Origin of the sequence: Streptomyces sp. MAR4 CNX-425 (assembly GCF_048656465.1) — a bacterium.
Lineage (GTDB): Bacteria > Actinomycetota > Actinomycetes > Streptomycetales > Streptomycetaceae > Streptomyces.
Map to the genome: position 1 here is coordinate 102,981 of NZ_JBMDLF010000010.1, position 20,886 is coordinate 123,866.

Sequence of the window (20,886 nt, forward strand, 5' to 3'; positions counted from 1 at the left end):
GACCACCCGTGAAACCTGAGGAGAGCACGCGTGAACCAGCCCGAGTACGTTTTCGACCAGGTCCAGATAGGCAAGGGCCTGCGGCCCCTCGCCCAGCACGGCACGATCACCGTCGACGGCGGCACGCTGAGCCTGTACGACTCGAACGGGCAGGTCATCGACAGCGCCCCGCTGGCCGCCGTCAGCGGCTCCATGGTCCGCTTCACGCGCGGCCAGACCGTGTCGCTGACGGTGAACGGCACCAAGTACAACGCGGCGCCCGGCTGGGGCAACCACGTCGGCACCGAGGTGCAGCCCGGAGCGACCAAGGAGGTCAAAACGGCTGCCGCGTTCCTTCTGCACCTCGTCGAGAGCGCGGGCGGCACCTGAACGGCCGCGTCCCTGGGCCGTACGCGGGAGGCTGCGCTGCCGATCGGGCGAAATGCGCCGTCGTCGGTGAGCAGACCCCGGACATCGGTCAGATAGTCATACAAACCGGACCGAGGCGACCGCCTCACTCCGATCGACTGTCAAGGGGCATCTGTGCTGAAGAGAACGAAGACCGCAGTCGCGCTCACCGCGGGAGCCATGGCGCTGGGGCTGCTGGGCGCGGCACCCGTTGCGGCCACCACCACGGCGGGCGCGGCCGCGCCCGCCGCGAAGACCTGGAACGACTGGAACCACTCGCAGCGCGGCGTGGTGATCGCCAAGCCGGGGATCCTGATCCGTTCGCAGCCCACCACCGCCTCCCACAAGATGGGCTTCATCCCCCGCGGTGAGATCGTCTGGATCGACTGCAAGGTCGACGGCCAGGACGTCTGGGGCAACGGCATCTGGTACAAGCTCAGCTCCCACAACGGCTACCTCGCCGCCCGCTGGGTCAAGAACGTGGACCACATCCCGTACTGCTGACCGCGCGCCGGCCGGACACCCCGGGACGGCCACGGTGACGAGGTCGTGACGAGGTGGTCACCCGCCTGGGCTCGACCCCCAAAACGGGCTTCGGTAACGTCGGGTGGGCAACTACGGGGACGCCGCCCAGCGGCCTGCGCGCGCGGCGCGCGAAAATGGGGGCCGCGGTCCGCGCCGCGCCGACCGGGAGGGCTCAGGACCAGCGATGGCACGCAGCAGTGCAAGCAGGACTCCGGTACCGGTACGCATCCGGCGCCGGACCTTCGGCGACGTCGTCAGGGCGTTCTTCGCCTTCCTCGCGCTGGTGGTGCTCGTCGTCGGCGTGCCCGGAGCCCTCGCCTACTTCGTCGGCTGGCCGCTGCCCAGCGAGACGCCCTCCCTCAGCATGCTCAACGAGGACGTCACCACCGACGTCTTCGTCAAGGTCTTCGCGGTCGTCGTCTGGCTGGCCTGGGCGCAGTTCGCCGCCTGCGTGCTCGTCGAGGCCAAGGCCGCCGTCTCCGGGATGGGCATGCCCGGCCGGGTGCCGGGCTCCGGCGCCAGCCAGGCGCTCGCCCGGCAGCTCGTCGCCGCGCTGCTGCTGCTCACCGCCGGCGCCGCCAGCTTCGCGCCCGGCCTCTCCCAGCTGGGCCAGCAGCTCGACCAGAACAAGCCGCCGCCGGTCGCCGCCGCGCAGCAGACCCCGGGCCAGCAGGTCGACACCGCCCGCCCGGCCGTGGACGTCGAGACCCCCCGGGGCGAGGCGGGCGGCGGCGAGGTCCGCAAGGACACCCGGGAACAGGCCGAGCGGGACACGAAGTTCTACCGCATCCAGCCGCCCGAGGGCCGCCATCACGACTCACTGTGGGAGATCGCCGAACGCCACCTGGGCGACGGGCGCCGCTACGGCGAGATCTACCAGCTGAACAAGGACCGCGTGCAGCCCGACGGCTCCAAGCTCAGCCAGGCCAGCCTGATCCGCCCCGGCTGGATCATGGAGATGCCCGCCGACGCGCACGGCGGCGACCTGGTCGAGATGCCCGACGAGCGCAACGAGGTCTCCAAGTCCGAGGCCGAGCAGATCCGCGACTACGACAAGTCCAGCCCCACCCTCGACGAGCGCGGCGGGGGCGGCGGGGGCGGCGACGACCGGCAGGCGACCTCCGGCCGCGGCGACCGCCTCGTGCCCGACACCCCGGCCGTCGACCGCGGCTCCGACGACCGGACGGACGTCCAGCAGGTCCCCGTACGCGAGGACGGCGGCGCCGCCGAGCGCGGCGCCGGCGACCGGGCCGCCCCCGAGGTGCACAGCGACGGCGGCGGCATCGGGCTGCCCGAGGTGCTGATCGCCGCGCCGCTGCTGGCCGCCGGCGTGCTCGGCGCGCTGAGCCGGCGGCGCCGGCAGGCGCTGTGGCAGGCGGCGTTCCACACCGGCGGCGCGGGCCGTACGGGCGCGGAGCCGGAGGGCCGCGCCGCGCTGGCCCGCGACGCGCTGCTGGTGGGCGCCGACCCCGGCGGCGTTGGCTTCCTCGACCGGGCGCTGCGCGGCCTGTCCGCCGCGCTCACCGAGTCCGCCCGCCCGCTGCCCACGATCTACGCCGCCTGGCTGACCGACAGCGACCTCTACCTGCAACTGGCCGGGGTGGCGGGCGAGCCGCCGGCCCCGTGGCGTACCGGCCAGGACCAGACGTTCTGGCGCATCGACCGCGCGGACGTCGAGAGCTACCCGCAGCCCGAGGAGGGCGCCGCCGCGGCCCCGTACCCCGGACTGGCCAGCCTCGGCACCCGCGAGGAGGCCCGGCTGCTGCTCAACCTGGAGGCCGTCCCCGGCATCGCCGCCGTCAAGGGCGCCCCCGCGGACCGGCTCGCGGTGCTGTCGTCGATCGCCGCGGAGCTGGCCACCAACGGCTGGTCGGACCGGATGTCGGTGACCGTCGTCGGCTTCGGCGAGCGGCTGACGGAGCTGGCGCCGACGCGGGTGCGCCACCTGGAGGACGTGCCGGCGCTCCTGGAGGTCATGGAGGCCGAGTCCGCGCAGCGCGCCAACGCCCTCGGCAACGCCGGCCACGACAGCGTCCTCACCGGCCGCGCCGGGCAGACGGGCCGTACGCACTGGGCGCCGCACCTCGTCCTCGTCGCCACCGAGCCGACCGCCGCCGAGGCCGAGCGGCTCGCGCACCTCGCCGGCGGCTCCTCCCGGCTCGGCATCGGCTACCTCGTCGGCACCGGCCAGGAGGAACTCGCCGGCGCGTCCTGGGAGTTCGAGATCACCCGCGACGGGCGGCTGCGCGCCCCGCTGCTGGGCCTGGAGCTGGCCGCGCAGCGGCTGCCGCAGGAGCAGCACGACGCGCTGGTGGAGCTGTTCTCCCAGGTGGGCTTCGAGGGCCCGGCGACCAGCGGGACCGACGGCCGCGGCATCTCCGTCACCCGGGCGGCGGGCGACGTCGGCTTCACCGTGGACCTGTCCGAGCAGGGCCGGCCCGCCGTGTACGCGCGGCTGCTCGGCTCGTACGAGATCATGGGCCTGGCCGAGCCGGACGGCGAGCGCAGCCCGCTGCTGCGGGAGGCGCTGGCGCTGCTGCTGATCCACCGCGAGGGCGTGCACCCGCAGGTGCTCGCCGCGGCGCTGTGGCCGCGGGGCGTGACGGACGACGTGCGGGACGCCTTCATCGAACGGCTCGTCGGCTGGCTCGGCCGCGACCCCTCGGGCTCGGCGCGGCTCGCGCCGGACGCGGACGGGCGGCTGGCGCTGTCCACCTCGGTCGTCTCCGACTGGGACGTGCTGCGCACCCTGCACCTCGAAGCGACCGACCCCGACCGGCAGACCAGCCCGCAGGTACGGGAGCGGCTCCTCAACGACGCGCTGGCGCTCGCTGCGGGCCCGCTGCTCGCGGACCGGCCGCAGGGGCGGTACGGCTGGCTGTCCAACGAGATCGTGGAGGCCCAGCTGCCGCTGCTCGTCGCCGACGCGGGGCTGGCGCTGGCCGCGCTGCGCCGGGAGGCGGGGCAGGCGGAGGGCGCGGTGGGCGCGGTGCAGTCGGCGCTGGTCGTCGCCCCGGCGGACGAGCGGCTGTGGAACGAGCTGCTGCGCGCGGTGCACGCCACCGGCGACACCGCCCGCCTGGAGGCCACCGCCTCCGACCTCCTCGGCCGCGCCGCGGCCCTCCACGGCGCCCGCGGCCTGCCGCCGCGCACGGAGGCGCTGCTGGACGAGCTGCTGCCGGGCTGGCGCGCCCAGGCGGGCGCGGCGGGGGCGGCGGGCTAGGGCCGACAAGCCGGCGCCCACGGCCGGCGCCCCGGGCTACGGCCGGCGGCGTGCCGTGAGCCGTTCGCGGCCGCACGCGTACGCCAGCGTGCCGATCAGGTCGGCCACGTCCGGCAGCCACGCGCGGGCCGCGGTCGGCCGCCGCACCCACTGCGCCCGCCCGCTCCGCCCGAACCGCGTCGGCGGCGCCGCCGCCCAGTCGCCCTCGCCGCGTACGGCCAGGTCCAGGGCGGCCGATGACGCGTACCCCAGGGCGTGCAGCCCGTCGATCGCCTTGGCCGTGGCGCCCGGGAGCACGAAGAAGTACATCCGCCGGTCCGGCGTCGCCGCCACCGGCCCCGGTGCCCGGCCGTCCCGCTCCAGCCGCGCCAGCGCCAGGCACCCGGCGGTCTCCGGGACGTCCACCACGTCGAACGTCCGCCCGGTGGGCAGCAGTACGGCCGCCCGCGGGTGCGTCGCCCACAGGCGGCGCACGACGGTGGCGCTGGCCGTTGCGGCTGCCTTCCAGTCGCGCCGCGCGGGGTGTGCGCCCGGCGCGTGGCACTCCGCGTCCCCGCAGGAGCACCGCGGTGCGCCGGTCCGTCCGCCGGTCTCCAGCCAGGTGCCCGGGACGACGTCCCAGTGCCGTTCCCCCGCGTACCGCAGGGCCGCGGACAGCAGTTCCTCGCCCTGCCCGCGCGGGCTCTCCTGCCGGGGTACGTACGTCGCCTCTGCTCCCGGGGTCTCGTTCACGAACGGCTCAACTCCAGCCGTGAGCAGGGGTTACGGGCCCGTGGCGCCTTCGGCCGCAGCAACGTTCCGGCAGCGGGGCGCACGGATGCGCGGGAGGGGGCGCGGCGTTTTCCGGTTTTGTCACGGGAAATGATCGTCCTGGCGGTTCCGGCAGGAACCGGCCGAGCACGGCCCCCTGAGGGAGGACTACCCATGGCCGCCAGGCCAATCGAGGCACGCACGCCGAACGTACGACTTCAGGTGGTGATCGAAGAGGCCGGCTGCTCCAACGCGGGACTGGCCCGCCGCGTCAACATGTGCGGCCGCGAGCACGGCCTCGACCTGCGCTACGACAAGACCTCCGTGGCCCGCTGGCTGCGCGGCCAGCGCCCCCGCGGCCAGGCGCCGGCGATGATCGCCGAGGCGCTGGGCCGCAAGCTCGGCCGCGCGGTCACCCTGGACGAGGTCGGCATGGCCGACTCCCGGCACTCCGGCACCGCGCTGGGCCTCGTCTACGCGCCCACCGTCACCGGCGCCGTCGAGCAGGTCTGCGAACTGTGGCGCGCCGACGTGGGCCGGCGCGAGGTGCTGACCCGCGCGACCCCCGTGGCCTCCGCGCTCGTCGAGCCCAGCCGCGACTGGCTGATCAGCGCGCCCGGGCCGCCGCTCGCCCGCACCTCGGGGCGGCCCGTGACCCGTACCGACGTGACCGCGGTACGGGAGACCACCGCCACCCTCGCCGCCCTCGACCGCCGGTACGGCAGCGGCCACTACCGGCCGGTGACCGTGCACTACCTCAACTCCGTCGTCTCCGGCCTGCTCGCCGGCCGCTACGACGACGCCGTCGGCCGCGAACTGCTCGCCGCCGCGGCCCGGATGACCGAGCTGGCCGGCGGCATGGCCGTCGACACCGGCCTGCCGGGCGTCGCCCAGCGCTACTACGTCCAGGCCCTCCGCCTCGCCGACGCCGCCGGCGACCGCGGCTTCGGCGGCTACGTCCTGGCCGCCGGCATGAGCCGGCTGGCCGCCGAGCTGGGCAACCACCGCGAGGTCGTCCAGCTGGCCCGTACGGCCCGCGAGGGCACCCGGGACCGGGTGCCGCCGCGCGCGGAGGCGCTGTTCAGCGCCGCGGAGGCGCGCGGGGCCGCTGGGCTGGGGGATGAGGCGGCGTTCCGGGAGTCGGCGTCGCGGGCGCGGGCGGCGCTGGAGCGGGCGGAGGCGGAAGCGGAGGCGGCCGTGCCGGGCGGGCCGGGCGTGCCGGGCGCGCGGAACGGGACGGGCGTGCCGGGCGGTACGGGCGGGACCGGCGGTACGGGCGGGACCGGCGGTACGGGCGGGGCGGGCCGTGGCGGCACGGCCGGTGGCGTACGCGATCCGGGGCGGGACCCGGGCCGCGCCCCCGCGCGCCCCCGCGAGCCCGCCTGGCTCGCCCGCTTCGGCCGCCCCGACCTCGCCTACGAGCTGGCCTGCGCCCTGCTGGAGCTGGGCCGCTACGAGGCCGCGCAGCGGCGCGCCGAGGAGGCGCTGGCCGGGCTCCCGGAGTCGGCGGCGCGGCTGCGCTGCCTCGCGCTCGCCGCGCTCGGGCGGGCGCAGGCCGGGCGGCGCGAGCCGGCCCTCGCGTGCCGCACGGGCGCGCGTGCGCTGCGGCTGCTCGACGGGCTCGCCTCGGGCCGGGCGGCGGCCGAACTGGCCCGGCTGGTACGGAGCCTGGAGCCGTACGGGGCGGAGCCGGCGGTGCGGGAGTTCGCCGCCCGGTGTCATGGGCTGGGCCCTTGGCTCACCGCCGCCCGGAACAGGTAGTGTCCGGACGGTCAGAGTCCGTACCCATGAGGAGTCCCGTTGACCCACGACGGACACGGCAGCGAGGAGCACGCGGGGGCGGTGCCCCCCGCGTCGGACGGCGCCGGGACGCCCCCGGGCGGCGAGCCGTGGTGGGCCCAGGACCCGTCCCCGGCCGCGGCCGCCGCGGAGCCGGCGGAGGACGAGTCGACGCAGCAGATACGGCACCTCGGCAACCGCCCGGAGCACCCGCGGCCGCCGGGGCACGCGCCGCAGTACCCGCCGCCCGCCCCGCAGGCCGGCGGCCCGGCCGGCCCGCAGCCCTGGCCGCTCCCGGCCACCCCGGAGAGCGCCGCCGCCGCGCCGCCCCCGTACGGCGGCCCCCCGCAGCAGCCGCCCGCCGGCCCGCCGCCGGGCCCGGCGGACGACGGGGCGTCGACCCAGCTCATACCGCCGGTCGGCGCCGCCCCGCAGCACAGACCCGGGGGCGACGCCGACGCCACCGAGATGATCCCGTCGTTCCCCGGCCCGTACGAGAACCCCCCGCCCGGCGCCCCGCCCGCCCAGAACCCGGGACAGCCGCCCTTCGCCCCGCCGGCGTACGACCACGAAGAGGACTCCCCGCGCTCCGCCCGGCACGCGGTACCGGTGCACGAGCAGTTCGAGGGCCTCTTCCGGGACGCCGCCCCCGCCGGTGACCCGGGCGCCACCCAGAAGCTCCCCCCGGTACGCCCCGAGGGCGCCCCCGCCCCCGGTGCCCGCCCCGGCGGCCCGCCCCCCGGCCCGTACGCCCAGCCCCAGCCGCACGCCCAGCCCCAGCCCTACGCCCAGGCCCAGGCGCACGGCCACGGCCCCGGCGCCCCGCCCCCCGGCCGCTACTACGACGGCGACGACGACCGCCGCGGCTCCATCCCCCGCTGGGCCGCCATCGCCATCGGCACCGCCGCCTGCGCCGCCGTCGGCATCACCGCCGGCTGGCTCCTCAGCAGCGGCGACGGCGGCGGCGAGACCGCCAGCGGCGCCACCCCCAGCGCCAGCGCCGAGCCGGACCCGGGCGGCAAGGGCGACGGGGACGGCGACGGCGACGGCGAGAAGCCGGTCAAGGACGACCGGGCACAGGAGCAGGCCGAGGAGCTGGACGCGCTGCTCGACGAGAGCAACGACAGCCGCGAAGCGGTGATCAGCTCGGTGCAGAACATCCGCGAGTGCAAGGCCCTCGGCAAGGCCGCCAAGGACCTGCGCGACGCGGCCGGCCAGCGCCGCGACCTGGTCAACCGGCTCTCGGACCTCTCCGTCGACCAGCTGCCGTCCCACGGGCAGCTGACCCGCTCGCTCACCGACGCCTGGAACGCCAGCGCCTCCGCCGACGACCACTACGCGAAGTGGGCGGACGCGTCCAAGCGCGGCAAGCGCTGCCGCGGCGGCGGCGCCCACCTGTCGGCCGGAAACCGCGCCAGCGGCGAGGCCACCGCCGCCAAGGAGCAGGCCGCCGGCCTCTGGAACCCGATCGCCGACGAGTACGGCCTGTCGCGGCGCCAGGCGACGCAGCTGTGAGTGAAAGGGCTTCCCGCCGCGACCGCGCTTACCGCACCATGGTGCCCATGCCCATCAACGACATGCCGTGGTGGCGCTGGCGCGCGAACGTGCGCTCCGCGCTGCACATGATCTCCGACCCCGACTTCCAGCGGGAGTACTGGGCGGCGGGGACGGCGGGGTACGGCGACGTCACGGACGCCGTCTACCGCCTCGTCGAGGACACCTGGCTGGACAACTGGTCGGCGGAGAAGTACGTCGGGACGATCTTCCGCGACTCCCGCGAGGCCGCGCTCGTGGACGTCGCCGTGCTGCGCGTGCTGCGCATCATGCACCAGGTCGGCGCCGACTCCCCGGTCTCCGCGTACCTGGAGAACCACGCCTGGCCCGAGGCCGTGCGGGCGGCGCGCGAGGCGCACGTACGGCTCGCGGAGAACGACGGCGAGGACCCCGACACCCCGCCGCGCTCCCTCGAAGTGCTGGCGATCATGACGGGCACCGCCTGACCGGTATGGGATCGTAGGGCGCATGAGCGAGTACGTACTGACGCTGTCCTGTCCGGACAAAAAGGGCATCGTGCACGCGGTCTCCAGTTATCTCTTCATGACCGACTGCAACATCGAGGACAGTCAGCAGTACGGCGACCCCACCACCGGCCTGTTCTTCATGCGGGTGCACTTCTCCGCCGAGTCGCAGGCGAGCGTCGGCAAGCTGCGCGCCAGCTTCGCGGCGGTGGCGGAGTCGTGGGCGATGGACTGGCAGATCCACGAGCAGGGCACCCGGATGCGGGTGCTGCTCATGGTCAGCAAGTTCGGGCACTGCCTGAACGACCTGCTGTTCCGCGCCCGCACCGGCGCACTGCCGGTGGAGATCGCGGCGGTCGTGTCGAACCACACCGACTTCGCCGAGCTGGTCGGCTCGTACGGCGTTCCGTTCCACCACCTGCCGGTCACGAAGGACACCAAGGCGGCGGCGGAGCAGCGGCTGCTGGAGCTGGTCCGGGCCGAGGACGTGGAGCTGGTGGTGCTCGCCCGCTACATGCAGGTGCTCTCCGACGACCTGTGCAAGCAGCTGGAGGGGCGGATCATCAACATCCACCACTCCTTCCTGCCGAGCTTCAAGGGCGCGAAGCCGTACCACCAGGCGCACGCGCGCGGGGTCAAGCTGATCGGCGCCACCGCGCACTACGTGACCGCGGACCTCGACGAGGGCCCGATCATCGAGCAGGAGGTCGAGCGCGTCGGTCACGAGGTGACGCCGGAGCGGCTGGTGGCGGTCGGGCGGGACGTGGAGTGCCAGGCGCTGGCGCGCGCGGTGAAGTGGCACAGCGAGCACCGGGTGCTGCTGAACGGCACGCGCACGGTGGTCTTCACGTAGCCCTTCAGCCACACCGACACCGACACCGGCGGCTACAGCCGCGACAGCGACACCGCCGCGTACAGGAAGTCGTCCACCGCCTCCCGCTCACCGTCGCGCCCCGCCGCCGCTTCCTCCGGCGACACGTGCCCCGCCACCAGCCGGCAGAACTCCAGGCCCTCCAGCGCCACATGCGCCACCGCCCGCTCCGGCCCCGCGACCGCCGCGGGCGAGTCCAGCGGGATGTACCAGTCCCCGCCGCCCTTGCCCTGCACCTCCAGGTGCAGCGTCCGCCCCGGCGCCCCCGCCGCGACCAGCGTCCGCGGCGGCGCCGCGCGCCCCGAGCGGCGCCGTTCCGCGAGCGTTTCGGGCAGCAGCCGCGCCGCCAGGTCGATCATGAGGTGCAGATGGTCGGGCGTCGGCGGGCTGTACGGGTAGTCCACCGCCTCCGCGACGTCCCAGGCGTGCATCCAGCACTCGAAGGCCCGGTCCAGGAAGGCGTCGCTCAGCGGCAGCGTCGCCCCGGCGCCGTACCGTACGGGCAGGTCGGCCACGCCGCCGCCGGCGAACCCCGCGGTCCGTATCAGCGCGTACGTCTGGTCCCGCCAGTGGCCGCGCATCGTCCCCGCGTGCTTGCGCCGGAACTCCGGGGCGAGCGACTGCTGTTCCGCGTGCGACGAGCCCGCCTCCCGCCACAGCGCCTCGGTGCGCTCGGCGGGGGAGGCGACCGATCGCGGGTGCGCCTCGCCGGCGGGCGCGTCCGCGGCCAGCGGGTCGGGCAGGCCGAGCGCGAGGGCCAGCAGCCCGTCGACGGCCAGCAGGTGCCCGATGACGCCCGCCACCGACGTCTCGCGCGTCGCCGGCCGGTCGTCGTCGTACCACGTGAGAGTCACCGGAGCGCCCCACTCCGACTCGCCCATGTCGTGCAGCAGCGCGTCCAGCCGGGCGGTCTCGGCGTCGTACGGCACCGACCAGCCCGGCATCGGGATGCCGGGCATCCGCCGCGTCAGGCACAGCTCCAGCACCCGGCCGCGGAGGGAGGCGTCCAGGTCGAGGTTGTCCTGGGGGTGCAGCAGCCGCACGGCGTCGCGCAGCCGCAGCGCCTCGTCGGCGCAGTCCGCGCAGTCGGTCAGGTGCAACTCGACGGCCGCGGTCTCCTCCGGCGCGCAGGCCGCCAGCGCCCACGCGCCGAGCAGGGACTTCAGCCGGCGGTGGTCGTAGGGGCCCATGATCATGAGGGCCGCCCGGCCTCGGTGTGCGCGGTGGCGAGCAGCTGCAGTCCGAGGCGCAGCCGCCGGCGGGCCTCCTCGGCGGAGACGCCGAGTTCGGCGGCGGTCTCGCGGTAGTCGCGGCGCTTGAAGTACGCCAGCTCCAGCGCGGCGCGCAGCGGTTCGGGCATGGACGTGACGATGTAGTCGGCGCGGGCGGCGGTGGAGACGGCGCGGATGCGCTCCTCGCAGTCCTCGATCTCCCCGGCCGCACCGGCCTGGATCACGGCCCAGCGCAGCCGGCGTACGGCGTGCTTGTGCGCGAGGCCGGCGAGGAAGGAGCGGAGTTGGCCGCGCTTGGGGTCGTACGCGTCCGGGTGCTGCCAGACGTACGAGAACACCTCGGAGAGCACGCCGCCGGCCTCCTCCTCGTTCTCCAGCACCCGCACCGCGAGGCCGTAGACGAGGGGCGCGAAGCGGTCGTACAGCTCGCCGAGGGCGGCGGCTTCGCCGCGGGCGAGGCGCTGCTGCATCTTGCGGTTCCAGCGGGGCGGGACGGCGCCCTGCCCGGTGCCCTGCGGTCCGGTGCCCTGCGGTCCGGTCCCGTGCGCCATGCGCCCCCCAATCCGTCGGCCGCTCCCGCGTTACCGGTGTCAACGAATGTAGCGCCGGGGGGTGGGGACGTACGCCCTCGGAGCGTTATCTGTACCGCATCGCGTGCGGCACAAGACAACGAATTGCCAACGGTTATCCGGTGCTGACCGGAATGCGGCGACCCCATGAGGTGATTGCGCATAGGGTCGGTGTTTCATCTTGTGTGCCGCGGGCACAGCAGGTGACACGTAACAACACGGCGGACGGCCGACGACGGCCGGCGGAGGAACGGAACGGACGGGCGAGCGGGCGCGACAGGCCGACAGGCGAGGGAAGGACAGCGACCGGGTGTCTTTGCTGCAGGTGACCACCGACAACCGAGGCGACTGGTACGTCCTGTGGGTCTCCGGCGAGCTCGACCTGGTCACCTCGCCCCGGGTACGGCAGCACGTGCACGACGCGGTCGCCGAGGGCCGCCGCCAACTCGTCCTCGACCTCTCCGCGGTCCGCTTCTGCGACTCCAGCGGCGTCGGCGTGCTCATCGCCGCGCGCCGGCTGCTGAGCTCCTGCGGCGGCGAGTTCCGCCTGATCCTGCCGGACGGCGGCAGCGGTTCCACGCGCGCGTACTCGACGGGGAGCGCCGCCGCCAGCGGGGCGCACGTGAACCGGGTGCTCGCGGCGCTCGGCGTGCGGCGGCTGTTCGCGGTGTACGCGGACGTGGACGACGCGACGGGCGGCACGGCGGAGCCGCTGTCGGCGTAGCCGGCCGGGGAGTTGAGCCCGGGAGCCGGGCCCGTAGGCCGCGATTCGACTACGGAGAGTGGCGAAACTGGGGTGAGCCCCAACACGCATGGGCGAACTCTTCCGTTACGCAACGAAGTCGGCCCGCACTCCACTACCCTTCATCGGGTGCGAGTTGTCCTGTGGCGACACGGACCCGCGGCCCCCGAATCGGCGGCCGCGGCGGTGCGGACGTGCCGGACTCGTACAGGGTCACAGCAGCATGAAGGGGCGATGCCGGACCGGCGTTCGACCCTCGGGCGCGAGCGTCGCACAGTATGCCGCACGCGCACTCTTTCGCGCTGGGATATGCCCGAAGCGCTTGTTGTCGTGACGCTACGTCAATCATCCTGGACAGCGGAGAGATCACGCAGCGTGATCCCGAGGATGGTGTGAGCGGTGCAGACCCTTCAGGTGCAGCTCAAGCTGTGGCCCGACCCCGTCGAGGTCGGCCGGGCCCGGCGGTGGACACGGGAGCGGCTGGCGTGGACCGGGGTGACGGCCGACGAGCCGTACGCCGAATCGCTGGTGATGCTCGTCTCGGAGCTGGTCACCAACGCCGTCGTCCACACCGACCGGCCCGCCCGCCTCCGCCTCTTCCTCCCCGCGTCGCCGGCCGACTGCGGCCCGTACCGGCTGGAGGTCGCCGACACCTGCGCCGCCCCGCCCCGGCAGCGGCGCGCGCAGGAGTACGAGACGCACGGGCGGGGGCTGGAGCTGGTCGACGCCATCGCCGACCGGTGGGGGTGGCAGGCGGAAGGATTCGGCAAGGTCATTTGGTGCGAGATCGACCGCGCGTGCGCCTTCACCCCGCCGCCCGGGGAGCGCACGGGCGGCGCGCACGGCGCGGACAACGCGCACGACGGGCCGCTCGCGGGCGCACACGAACACGCACGCGCCGGCACGAACAGCACGTGACCCCTCTGGACCGGACCAGGTGTTGACGAGCCGTACGGGCCTGATCACCCTTATGGGCAGCGATTCGTCGTGAGGGGACGCCGAGGGCTGCCGGCCGGTCGGCCGCCCTTGGCGAAGGCGGGTCGCGCATCCGGCGCCAGTCCCCATCCGCCGATGCCGGGTGGCGGTTCGTCGTGCAGGGCTCGGGGCTGCACGGGCGCACCGCCACCTGACCCGCGGACGACGCGGCCCGGCCGGCGCGTGGCGCGTGCCGGGTGACGGGTAGCGCGTGGCCGCGTGGCCGCGTGGCGCGATTCTTGCGAATGATGGCGATACGGCTCTCGTCCCGGACCGCGCGGGGCGCGAGGCTCAAAGCATGAACATCCTCTGGCTCTTCGCCCACCCCGACCACCGCTCCCTCAACGCCGCCCTACGCGACGACGGCGTCCGCGCGCTGCGCGACGCGGGGCACGAGGTCCGCCAGTCCGATCTGTACGGCATGGGGTTCAAGGCCGTACTGGACGCGGACGACTACCCGCCCCGGGGCGTGGACCCGGCCGCCGACGACGGTCGCCTCCTGGTCGGCGACGCCCAGGAGGACGCCTGGCGGGCCGGGTCCGTCAGCCCCGACATCGCCGCCGAGCACGAGAAGCTGGCGTGGGCGGACGCCCTGGTCGTGCACTTCCCGCTGTGGTGGTTCGGGCCCCCGGCGATCCTCAAGGGCTGGTTCGACCGCGTCCTGGTGCAGGGGCTCGCGTCGAAGGTCAAGGACGAGGACGGCAGGACGCGGCGGTACGGGGACGGGGGCCTGGCCGGGAAGCGGGCGATCGTCGTCACGTCGGTCGGCGCCCGGGAGGCGAGCTTCGGCCCGCGGGGGATCCACGGACACATCGACGAGGTGCTGTGGCCGCTGCACCACGGCACGTTCTTCTACACCGGCATGGCGCCCCTGCCGCCCTTCGTCGTCTACGGCGCCGACCGCCTCACGCCCGCCGACTACCCCCCGGTGGCCGCGGCCCTGCGGGAGCGGCTGCGCACGCTGGGGACGACGGCCCCGCTGCCGTACCGGACGGAGCGGGGCGGGGACTACGACGAGCGGCTGGTGCTGCGCCCGGAACTGGCGGCGGGCGGCACGGGCTTGGCAGTCCACAGCGAGTAGCCCCACCCCGTTTCCCGCTTCCCCGCACTCCCGCCCCAGGGTAGGCCGCCCCACCGACAAGCCCACCCACCCACGGGATACGCCCCGCCTCAGGCTGCCGCGCCGCCCGCGTCCGCCCGGAACGTCCTCCGGTACGCGCTCGGTGACACCCCCAGCGCCGCCTGCATGTGCTGCCGCAGCGACGCCGCCGTCCCGAACCCCGCGTCCGCCGCGATCCGGTCCACCGCCAGATCCGTGTCCTCCAGCAGCGCCCGCGCCCGCTCCACCCGCTGCACCGTCAGCCACTGCCCCGGACTCATCCCCACCTCCTCCCGGAACCGCCGCGTGAACGTCCGTACAGACATCGACTCGCACGCCGCCAAGTCCCGCAGCGCCAGCGGCTCGTGCAGCCGCCCCAGCGCCCACGCCCGTGCCTTCGCCGTCGTCGACACCGCCGGCTCCGGCACCGGCCGCCGGATGAACTGCGCCTGCCCGCCGTCCCGGTGCGGCGGCACCACGGTGCGCCGCGCCACGTCGTTGGCCACGGCGGAGCCGTGGTCGCGCCGGACCATGTGCAGGCACAGGTCGACCCCGGAGGCCACCCCCGCGGACGTCAGCACGTCCCCGTCGTCCACGTACAGCACGTCCGCGTCGAAGCGCACCCGCGGGAACAGCGCCCGGAACCGGTCGCCCGACCGCCAGTGCGTCGTCGCCGGCCGCCCGTCGAGCAGCCCGGCCGAGGCGAGCACGAACGCCCCGGTGCAGATCGACGCGATCCGCGTCCCCGGCCGCACGTGCCCCAGCGCCGCCGCCAGCTCCGCGGGCAGCCGCCCGTGCGTGTACGTCTCGTCCGCCTCGTGCGACGCGGGGACAATCACCGTACGGGCCTGGGTCAGCGCCTCCGGCCCGTGCCGTACGTTGACGGTCAAGTCCGCGTCCGTACGCACCTCGCCCGGCGTGACCGTGCAGGTCACGACCTCGTAGAGCGGTTCCCCCGCCGGGCTGTACGCGCGCCCGAAGAGGCGGTGCACGATGCCCATCTCCATGGGGAGCATCCCGTGCCGTACGAACAGCGCGACGGGATGCCGCTCCGGATGCCGGAAAACGCCCCCGCCCGCGGCACCGCCAGCGGCCTCGACGGCGCGACGTTGCACACCACTCATGGCCCGATCCTTGCACACCGCCGCCACCAGGCCATTTCGTCCCACAGGCACCCTTGTCGTGTTAACCGACAGTGGATTAGCGGCTACTTAAAGTTGCGTCAGTGCTTCCCGTCCCACAGCGAAGGAGAGACGATGTCCACCACCAGGATGGAGGAGCGCCGCCCCGCCGGCGTGGCGCTCGACATACCGGAAACGCGGTTGCCGCTGAGCACCGACGGCGCCGCGGCCCTGCCGCAGTTGCCGGTGGGCGACGGCCCCTCGCCGTTCGCGTTCCGGTTCCTTGTCCCGGTCCACACGAACGGCGGGATCCTGCCGGCCGATGTCGCGTACGACGAGGACACGCAGACCGGCACATACGAGGGTCTGCCACCCGGCGTCTACATGACCAGGAACCCACCGAAGACCTACGGTCCCACGCAGCCTTCGGGGCAGATGGACGCCCCGGACGACCCAGGGCCGAGCGACGACTGATGACAGGCGCCGGACAGGTTCTCGTCCTGGCGGGTCGCTTCGACCCGACGTGTGATCTGGTGGTCGAGGAGCTGAACCGGCGTGCCGTGCCCGTCTTCCGGGCGGACATGGCCGAGTTCCCGCTGAGGCTCACGCTCGCCGCGAACCTCAGTGGGGACCGTTGGGACGGCACGCTGGCCAACGCGCGTCGCACCCTCGACCTGGCCTCGGTCCGTTCCGTCTACTATCGGCGTCCCGCCCGCCCGAAGTTTCCTGAGGAGATGTCCCCGGAGGCGCGCAGCATCGCCGAAACCGAAGCCCGCCGGGGCTTCGGCGGCTTGCTGGCGGCCCTGCCCTGCCGATGGCTCTCCCCGCCGGGAAGCGCGGCCGACGCGGAGTACAAGCCGCTCCAATTGCGTGTCGCCGCGGAAGCCGGACTGGACGTCCCCCGGACCCTCATCACCAACGACCCCCAGGCCGCGCGCGACTTCGCCGACCGGATCGGCGGATCCGTCGTGTACAAGCCGTTCTTTCCCGTGCGCGGCACCGTGCCCGGACGTGGGCAGACCGTCGCCGTGTACACCAGCCTCGTCCAGCCCCAGGACCTTCCGCACCCGGACATCGCGACCACCGCCCACCTCTTCCAGGAGTGGGTGCCCAAGGCCCACGAGGTCCGGCTGACCGCCGTCGGCGGAAGGATCTTCGCCGCCGAGATCCACGCCGCATCCGCAGCCGGCCGCATCGACTGGCGCAGCGACTACGACAGCCACACCTACCGGATCTGCGAGCCGCCGCCCGACGTGGCGGCCGGGGTCCTGGCCATGCTCGACCGCCTCGGACTGCCGTACGGCGCCTTCGACTTCGTGGTAACTCCAGAGGGGGAATGGCGATTCCTCGAAGTGAACCCGAGCGGACAGTACGGATTCATCGAGCAGGCGACCGGACTGCCGATCACGGGCGCCATCTGCGATTACCTGGAGGGAACCGGCGGGTGATGGTCATCGACGAACAGCGTGCCCTCGCTGCGCGCGTCGCTCTCACGCGGCAGATCGACCGCGGCGGCGTGGTGCTGTCCTCGCGCGTGGCGGGTGCCTTCCTCAACGTTCCGCGGCATTCCTTCGTGCCTGCCTTCTACCGCCGCGACGGTGAGCGGTTCCTTCCATGGCGCCTCGCGGACGGCGATCCGGACGTGTGGCTCGACGCGGTCTACGCGGATGACTCCCTCATCACCGAAGTGGACGGTGTCCATGCCGAGGACGCGACGCCCGACGGGCTCACCGGGGCCCCGACGTCGTCCTCGACCGCACCGAGCCTGATGGCGGACATGCTCGAAGCCCTCGACGTGGACGAGGGGCACGACGTCCTCGAAGCCGGGACGGGGACGGGCTACAACGCCGGGATCCTGTGCTTCCTCGCCGGGGACAAGCACGTCACCACCGTCGACCGCAGCGCAGCCCTCACCGGCAAGGCCCGCAGCCGGCTCGGCGCGGCCGGGTTCGCCCCGCTCGTCGTTCGCGGCGACGGTGCGGGGGAGCTTCCCGGCGGCCCGTCGTTCGACCGGGTCATCGCCACGGCTTCCGTACGCCGTATCCCGCCGGCGTGGCTGGCGCGGTTGCGGCCCGGCGGTGTCCTGGTCGTACCGGTCAGGGGGGCGCTCGCCGGGGGGATGGTGGCCCGTCTGACGAAGGTCGCCGGCGGCGCAGCAGTCGGGCACGTCCTGCACACGCCCGCCGCGTTCATGCCGCTCCGCAGCGGCCCGGAGGCCGCCGAGCAACTGCCTTCCGTCCCGGATCCGGGTCACCGCCCCGCGAGGGACTCCGGGCTCTCGGCCCGCGTGCTCGACGACTGGACGTTCTCCTTCTTCGCCCAGCTCCACCTGCCCGCGGGCGTCGTCCGCGCCTACGGGCAGAACGACGGCGGGCTCCACACCACCACGCTGTACGACCCCGCAGACGGCTCCGCCACCCGCGTCGACGACATGCCCGACGCGCCGCCGAGGGTCGCCACCCGCGGACCGCGCGACCTGTGGGAACCGGTCGAAGCCGCCCACAGGCTGTGGCGGGAACTCAACCGGCCGCGCCGCGAGTGGTTCACGATCGAGGCCACCGCGCACGAGCAGACCGTGAGTTACACCGCCCCCGGCGGGCGGGTCCACCGCTGGATCTCGTAGCAGACAACGGCCGCTGTCGGGCTTGGCCCGCTTGGCCCGATCCTTGCACACCTTGGCCCTCGGGCCACTCGTCCGCCCGTGGCCCCCGGGCGATGCTCGACGGGTGACGCAGCCACCGCCGCCCTCAGCCGCGCCCGAACCCGAGACCGGGACACCGACGACCGCGACGGACGCGCCCGCGACGACCGCGTCCGCGACGACCGCGTCCGCGACGAACCCGCCCGTCCGGAAAGCCCGTGTCCGCGTGCACCGCGCCTGGTTCGTCGCCGCCGTCACCTTCGCGACCGTCGTGGCCGCCGCCTCCTTCGTCGCCCTCCCCGGCCTGCTGATCGGCCCCCTTCACGACGAGTTCGGCTGGTCCCGCGGCACGATCGGCCTCGCCGCCTCCGTCAACCTCACCCTCTACGGCGTCACCGCCCCCTTCGCCGCCGCGCTCATGGACCGCTTCGGCATCCGCCGCGTGGTGGCCGCGGCGCTCGTGATGATCGCCACCGGGGCCCTCCTCAGCCACTGGATGACCGCCAGCTGGCAGCTGATCCTCTACTGGGGCCTGCTCATCGGCCTCGGCACCGGCTCCATGGCCCTCGCCTTCTCCGCCACCGTCACCAACCGCTGGTTCGTCAAGCACCGCGGCCTCGTCACCGGCATCCTCACCGCCGCCACCGCCTCCGGCCAGCTGGTCTTCCTGCCGCTGCTGTCGTGGATCGTCGAGTCCCACGGCTGGCGCCCGGCCACGGTCACGGTCGCGCTGGTCTCCGCCGCCGCCGTGCCCTTCGTCTGGCTCCTCCTGCGCGACCACCCCGCCGACGTCGGCCTCGCCCCGTACGGCGCCGCGGAGTTCGTCCCCAAGCCCCCGCCCCAGCACGGCGCCGCCGCCCGCGCGCTGCGCGTCCTGCGCGACGCCTCCCGCAGCGGTACGTTCTGGCTGCTCTGCGGCACGTTCGCGATCTGCGGCGCGTCCACGAACGGCATCATCCGCACCCACTTCGTGCCCTCCGCCCACGATCACGGCATGGCCATCACCGTGGCGGCCTCGCTCCTGGCGGTCGTCGGCGTCTTCGACGTCATCGGCACCATCGCGAGCGGCTGGCTCACCGACCGCTACGACGCCCGCCGCCTGCTGGCCGTCTACTACGGGCTCCGCGGCCTCAGCCTGATGTTCCTCCCGCTGCTCCTGGGCCCGTCCATCCACCCGCCGATGATCTTCTTCATCGTCTTCTACGGCCTCGACTGGGTCGCCACCGTCCCGCCCACGCTCGCGCTGTGCCGGGAGCACTACGGCGAGGACAGCGCGATCGTCTTCGGCTGGGTCCTCGCCTCCCACCAGATCGGCGCGGCGCTGGTGGCCTGGCTGGGCGGCGTGGCACGGGACGTGACGGGCACGTACGACATGGTGTGGCTGGCGTCGGGCGGGCTGTGCGCGCTGGCGGCGATGATGTCGCTGGTGCTGCGGCACGGACGGGCGGAGGAGGACCGGCCGGTGCCGGCGGCCTGAGCGCGCCGTGCGCTGCCGGGTCGCTCACGGGGCCGTACGGTCCCGCTCACGATCCCGGGTCCGGTCCCGCCCGCTGCCCCCGCCCCGGCGCGCGAGCGCGCCGGCGAGCCCGGCCGCGCACAGCGCGCAGGCGCCCGCGAAGGGCGCCGCCACCCAGGCGCCCCCGGCCGCGCCCTCCGCCGCGCTCCCGGCCCGTACCGCCAGGGCCGCGCCCGCGACCGCCGCGCCGAGGGTCGCGCCGACCTGGCGGGTGGCGTTGAGGATGCCGCCCACCGACCCCGCCGTACGCGCCGGGGCGTGCCCGACCGCGTAGCCGACGAGCGCCGGCAGGCACCACGAGACCCCGAGCCCGCACGCGAACAGCCCGCACCCCAGCACGCCGCGCTGCTGCCCGCCCGCCAGCGCGGCACCGGTCCCCGCCAGCCCGAGCGCCAGCGCCCCCAGCCCGAGCCGGATCGGGACCAGCGCCCCGAAGCGGGCGGCCAGCCGCGCCGTCACCAGCGGGTTGAGAGCGATGGGCAGGGTCATCGGAAGGAGCGTGAGCCCGGTGCCCAGGGCGTCCTCGTGCAGGGCCAGGGGGACGGCGAACAGGACGGTGGTCAGCCCGTAGTTGACGATCGCTCCCCAGCCGAACGCCGCCCACACGGGCCGGTTCCGGCGCAGCGGTCCCGGGACGAGCGGGGCGCGCGACCGCCCGTCGACCCGGACGGTGACGACCGCGCACGCGACCGCCCCGGCCGCCGACAGCAGGCACGTCCCCCAGCGCCCGTGCCCGGCCTCCGTCACCGCCAGCGTCAGGGCCGCCAGCGCCGCCATGAGCCCCAGGTGCGGTACGGGGTCCAGCGGCCGGCGATGCGGGGCGACGGGCAGCCGGCCCCGGCACAGGAACAGCACGACCGCGGCGACGGGCAGGTTGACGACGAAGACGGCCCGCCAGCCGGACAGCTCCACCAGCCACCCGCCGAGCACCGGCCCCGCGGCCATCGCGGCCCCGCTCACCGACGCCCACACCCCGATCGCGCGCGTCCGCGCCCCCGGCTCGGGGAACAGCGCGGCGATCACCGCCATCGACGCCGGGACGACCCCCGCCGCCAGCAGCCCCAGCACCGTACGGCACACCAGCAGCGCCCCCAGCCCGGGCGCGAGCGCGCAGCCCAGCGAGACGACCCCGAACCCCGCGCAGCAGGCGCCGAAGACCCGGCCGGCGCCGAAGCGGTCCGCCAGCCCGCCGCCGAGGACGAGGGCGGAGGCGAGCGCCATCGTGTACGTCGTCGTGGCCCAGCCGACCCCGATCACGCCGGTGTGCAGGGAGGCCATCAGGTCCGGCTCGGCCACGGCCAGGACGGTGGTGTCGAGGAGCACCATGAAGTACGCGAGCGAGACGCCGGCCAGGGCGGCGCGGGTGCCGCGTGCGGGACGTACGGAAGCCGGGGCAGTGGCCACGAGGACTCCAGAGCGGTAGCGAAGGGGGCGGGGG

The 20,886-nt window shown here is 74.8% G+C and carries 19 protein-coding genes; 14 read left to right on the plus strand and 5 right to left on the minus strand.

Annotation, left to right across the window (positions count from 1 at the left end):
* Nucleotides 1-30: 30 nt before the first annotated feature.
* From ACHZ99_RS25610 to ACHZ99_RS25620, 3 genes are all read left to right on the plus strand, one after another.
* Nucleotides 31-369, plus strand: coding sequence for a hypothetical protein (locus tag ACHZ99_RS25610; RefSeq protein ID WP_420307100.1), 339 nt, complete (start codon nt 31-33; stop codon nt 367-369).
* A 153-nt stretch (nt 370-522) separates the two neighbouring features.
* Nucleotides 523-891, plus strand: coding sequence for an SH3 domain-containing protein (locus ACHZ99_RS25615; protein ID WP_420307101.1), 369 nt, complete (start codon nt 523-525; stop codon nt 889-891).
* A gap of 205 nt (nt 892-1,096) precedes the next feature.
* Complete coding sequence (locus ACHZ99_RS25620; protein ID WP_420307102.1) at nt 1,097-4,135, plus strand: LysM peptidoglycan-binding domain-containing protein; 3,039 nt, start codon at nt 1,097-1,099, stop codon at nt 4,133-4,135.
* A gap of 36 nt (nt 4,136-4,171) precedes the next feature.
* Here ACHZ99_RS25620 and ACHZ99_RS25625 read toward each other — a convergent pair whose 3' ends face one another.
* On the minus strand, nt 4,172-4,867 hold the full coding sequence (locus ACHZ99_RS25625) for a bifunctional DNA primase/polymerase (RefSeq protein WP_420307103.1): 696 nt from the start codon (nt 4,865-4,867) through the stop codon (nt 4,172-4,174).
* Between the two features lie 192 nt (nt 4,868-5,059).
* On the opposite strand from ACHZ99_RS25625, the gene ACHZ99_RS25630 reads away from it, so the two are divergent.
* From ACHZ99_RS25630 to purU, 4 genes are read left to right on the plus strand one after another with little or no spacing between them, the layout of a single operon-like run.
* Complete coding sequence (locus ACHZ99_RS25630) at nt 5,060-6,646, plus strand: transcriptional regulator (protein ID WP_420307104.1); 1,587 nt, start codon at nt 5,060-5,062, stop codon at nt 6,644-6,646.
* Nucleotides 6,647-6,685: 39 nt separating this feature from the next.
* Nucleotides 6,686-8,179: a hypothetical protein gene (locus ACHZ99_RS25635; RefSeq protein ID WP_420307105.1), complete on the plus strand. Its 1,494-nt coding sequence runs from the start codon at nt 6,686-6,688 to the stop codon at nt 8,177-8,179.
* Between the two features lie 38 nt (nt 8,180-8,217).
* On the plus strand, nt 8,218-8,664 hold the full coding sequence (locus ACHZ99_RS25640) for an SCO4402 family protein (protein WP_420307308.1): 447 nt from the start codon (nt 8,218-8,220) through the stop codon (nt 8,662-8,664).
* 22 nt (nt 8,665-8,686) lie between these two features.
* A complete protein-coding gene (gene purU / locus ACHZ99_RS25645; protein WP_420307106.1) occupies nt 8,687-9,535 on the plus strand; it encodes a formyltetrahydrofolate deformylase in 849 nt (282 codons plus the stop codon).
* A 32-nt stretch (nt 9,536-9,567) separates the two neighbouring features.
* On the opposite strand, the gene ACHZ99_RS25650 is transcribed toward purU, so the two are convergent.
* Both ACHZ99_RS25650 and ACHZ99_RS25655 read right to left on the minus strand, forming a co-directional pair.
* Nucleotides 9,568-10,749, minus strand: a complete 1,182-nt coding sequence (locus ACHZ99_RS25650; protein ID WP_420307107.1) for a hypothetical protein — start codon at nt 10,747-10,749, stop codon at nt 9,568-9,570.
* Nucleotides 10,746-11,336, minus strand: coding sequence for a sigma-70 family RNA polymerase sigma factor (locus tag ACHZ99_RS25655; RefSeq protein ID WP_420307108.1), 591 nt, complete (start codon nt 11,334-11,336; stop codon nt 10,746-10,748). Before ACHZ99_RS25655 ends, ACHZ99_RS25650 begins: the two co-directional genes overlap by 4 nt.
* A gap of 334 nt (nt 11,337-11,670) precedes the next feature.
* On the opposite strand from ACHZ99_RS25655, the gene ACHZ99_RS25660 reads away from it, so the two are divergent.
* The 3 genes from ACHZ99_RS25660 (at nt 11,671) to ACHZ99_RS25670 (ending at nt 14,152) form a co-directional block, all read left to right on the plus strand.
* On the plus strand, nt 11,671-12,078 hold the full coding sequence (locus ACHZ99_RS25660; protein ID WP_420307309.1) for an STAS domain-containing protein: 408 nt from the start codon (nt 11,671-11,673) through the stop codon (nt 12,076-12,078).
* Nucleotides 12,079-12,495: 417 nt separating this feature from the next.
* A complete protein-coding gene (locus ACHZ99_RS25665) occupies nt 12,496-13,014 on the plus strand; it encodes an ATP-binding protein (RefSeq protein ID WP_420307109.1) in 519 nt (172 codons plus the stop codon).
* Between the two features lie 355 nt (nt 13,015-13,369).
* A complete protein-coding gene (locus ACHZ99_RS25670) occupies nt 13,370-14,152 on the plus strand; it encodes an NAD(P)H-dependent oxidoreductase (RefSeq protein WP_420307110.1) in 783 nt (260 codons plus the stop codon).
* A gap of 89 nt (nt 14,153-14,241) precedes the next feature.
* Here ACHZ99_RS25670 and ACHZ99_RS25675 read toward each other — a convergent pair whose 3' ends face one another.
* The gene (locus ACHZ99_RS25675; protein WP_420307111.1) at nt 14,242-15,294 is read right to left on the minus strand and encodes a GlxA family transcriptional regulator; all 1,053 of its coding nucleotides are present in this window, start codon (nt 15,292-15,294) and stop codon (nt 14,242-14,244) included.
* A gap of 132 nt (nt 15,295-15,426) precedes the next feature.
* On the opposite strand from ACHZ99_RS25675, the gene ACHZ99_RS25680 reads away from it, so the two are divergent.
* From ACHZ99_RS25680 to ACHZ99_RS25695, 4 genes are all read left to right on the plus strand, one after another.
* Entirely contained in the window at nt 15,427-15,765 is a 339-nt protein-coding gene (locus tag ACHZ99_RS25680; RefSeq protein ID WP_420307112.1) for a hypothetical protein, read from the plus strand.
* A complete protein-coding gene (gene tgmB, locus ACHZ99_RS25685; RefSeq protein ID WP_420307113.1) occupies nt 15,765-16,739 on the plus strand; it encodes an ATP-grasp ribosomal peptide maturase in 975 nt (324 codons plus the stop codon). The genes ACHZ99_RS25680 and tgmB overlap by 1 nt, the downstream gene beginning before the upstream one ends.
* Complete coding sequence (locus ACHZ99_RS25690) at nt 16,739-17,914, plus strand: methyltransferase domain-containing protein (protein ID WP_420307114.1); 1,176 nt, start codon at nt 16,739-16,741, stop codon at nt 17,912-17,914. Before tgmB ends, ACHZ99_RS25690 begins: the two co-directional genes overlap by 1 nt.
* Nucleotides 17,915-18,158: 244 nt before the next feature.
* The gene (locus ACHZ99_RS25695) at nt 18,159-19,409 is read left to right on the plus strand and encodes an MFS transporter (RefSeq protein ID WP_420307310.1); all 1,251 of its coding nucleotides are present in this window, start codon (nt 18,159-18,161) and stop codon (nt 19,407-19,409) included.
* A gap of 24 nt (nt 19,410-19,433) precedes the next feature.
* Here the strand turns inward: ACHZ99_RS25695 and ACHZ99_RS25700 are convergent, their stop codons facing one another.
* Complete coding sequence (locus ACHZ99_RS25700; protein ID WP_420307115.1) at nt 19,434-20,852, minus strand: MFS transporter; 1,419 nt, start codon at nt 20,850-20,852, stop codon at nt 19,434-19,436.
* Between the last annotated feature and the right edge of the window lie 34 nt (nt 20,853-20,886).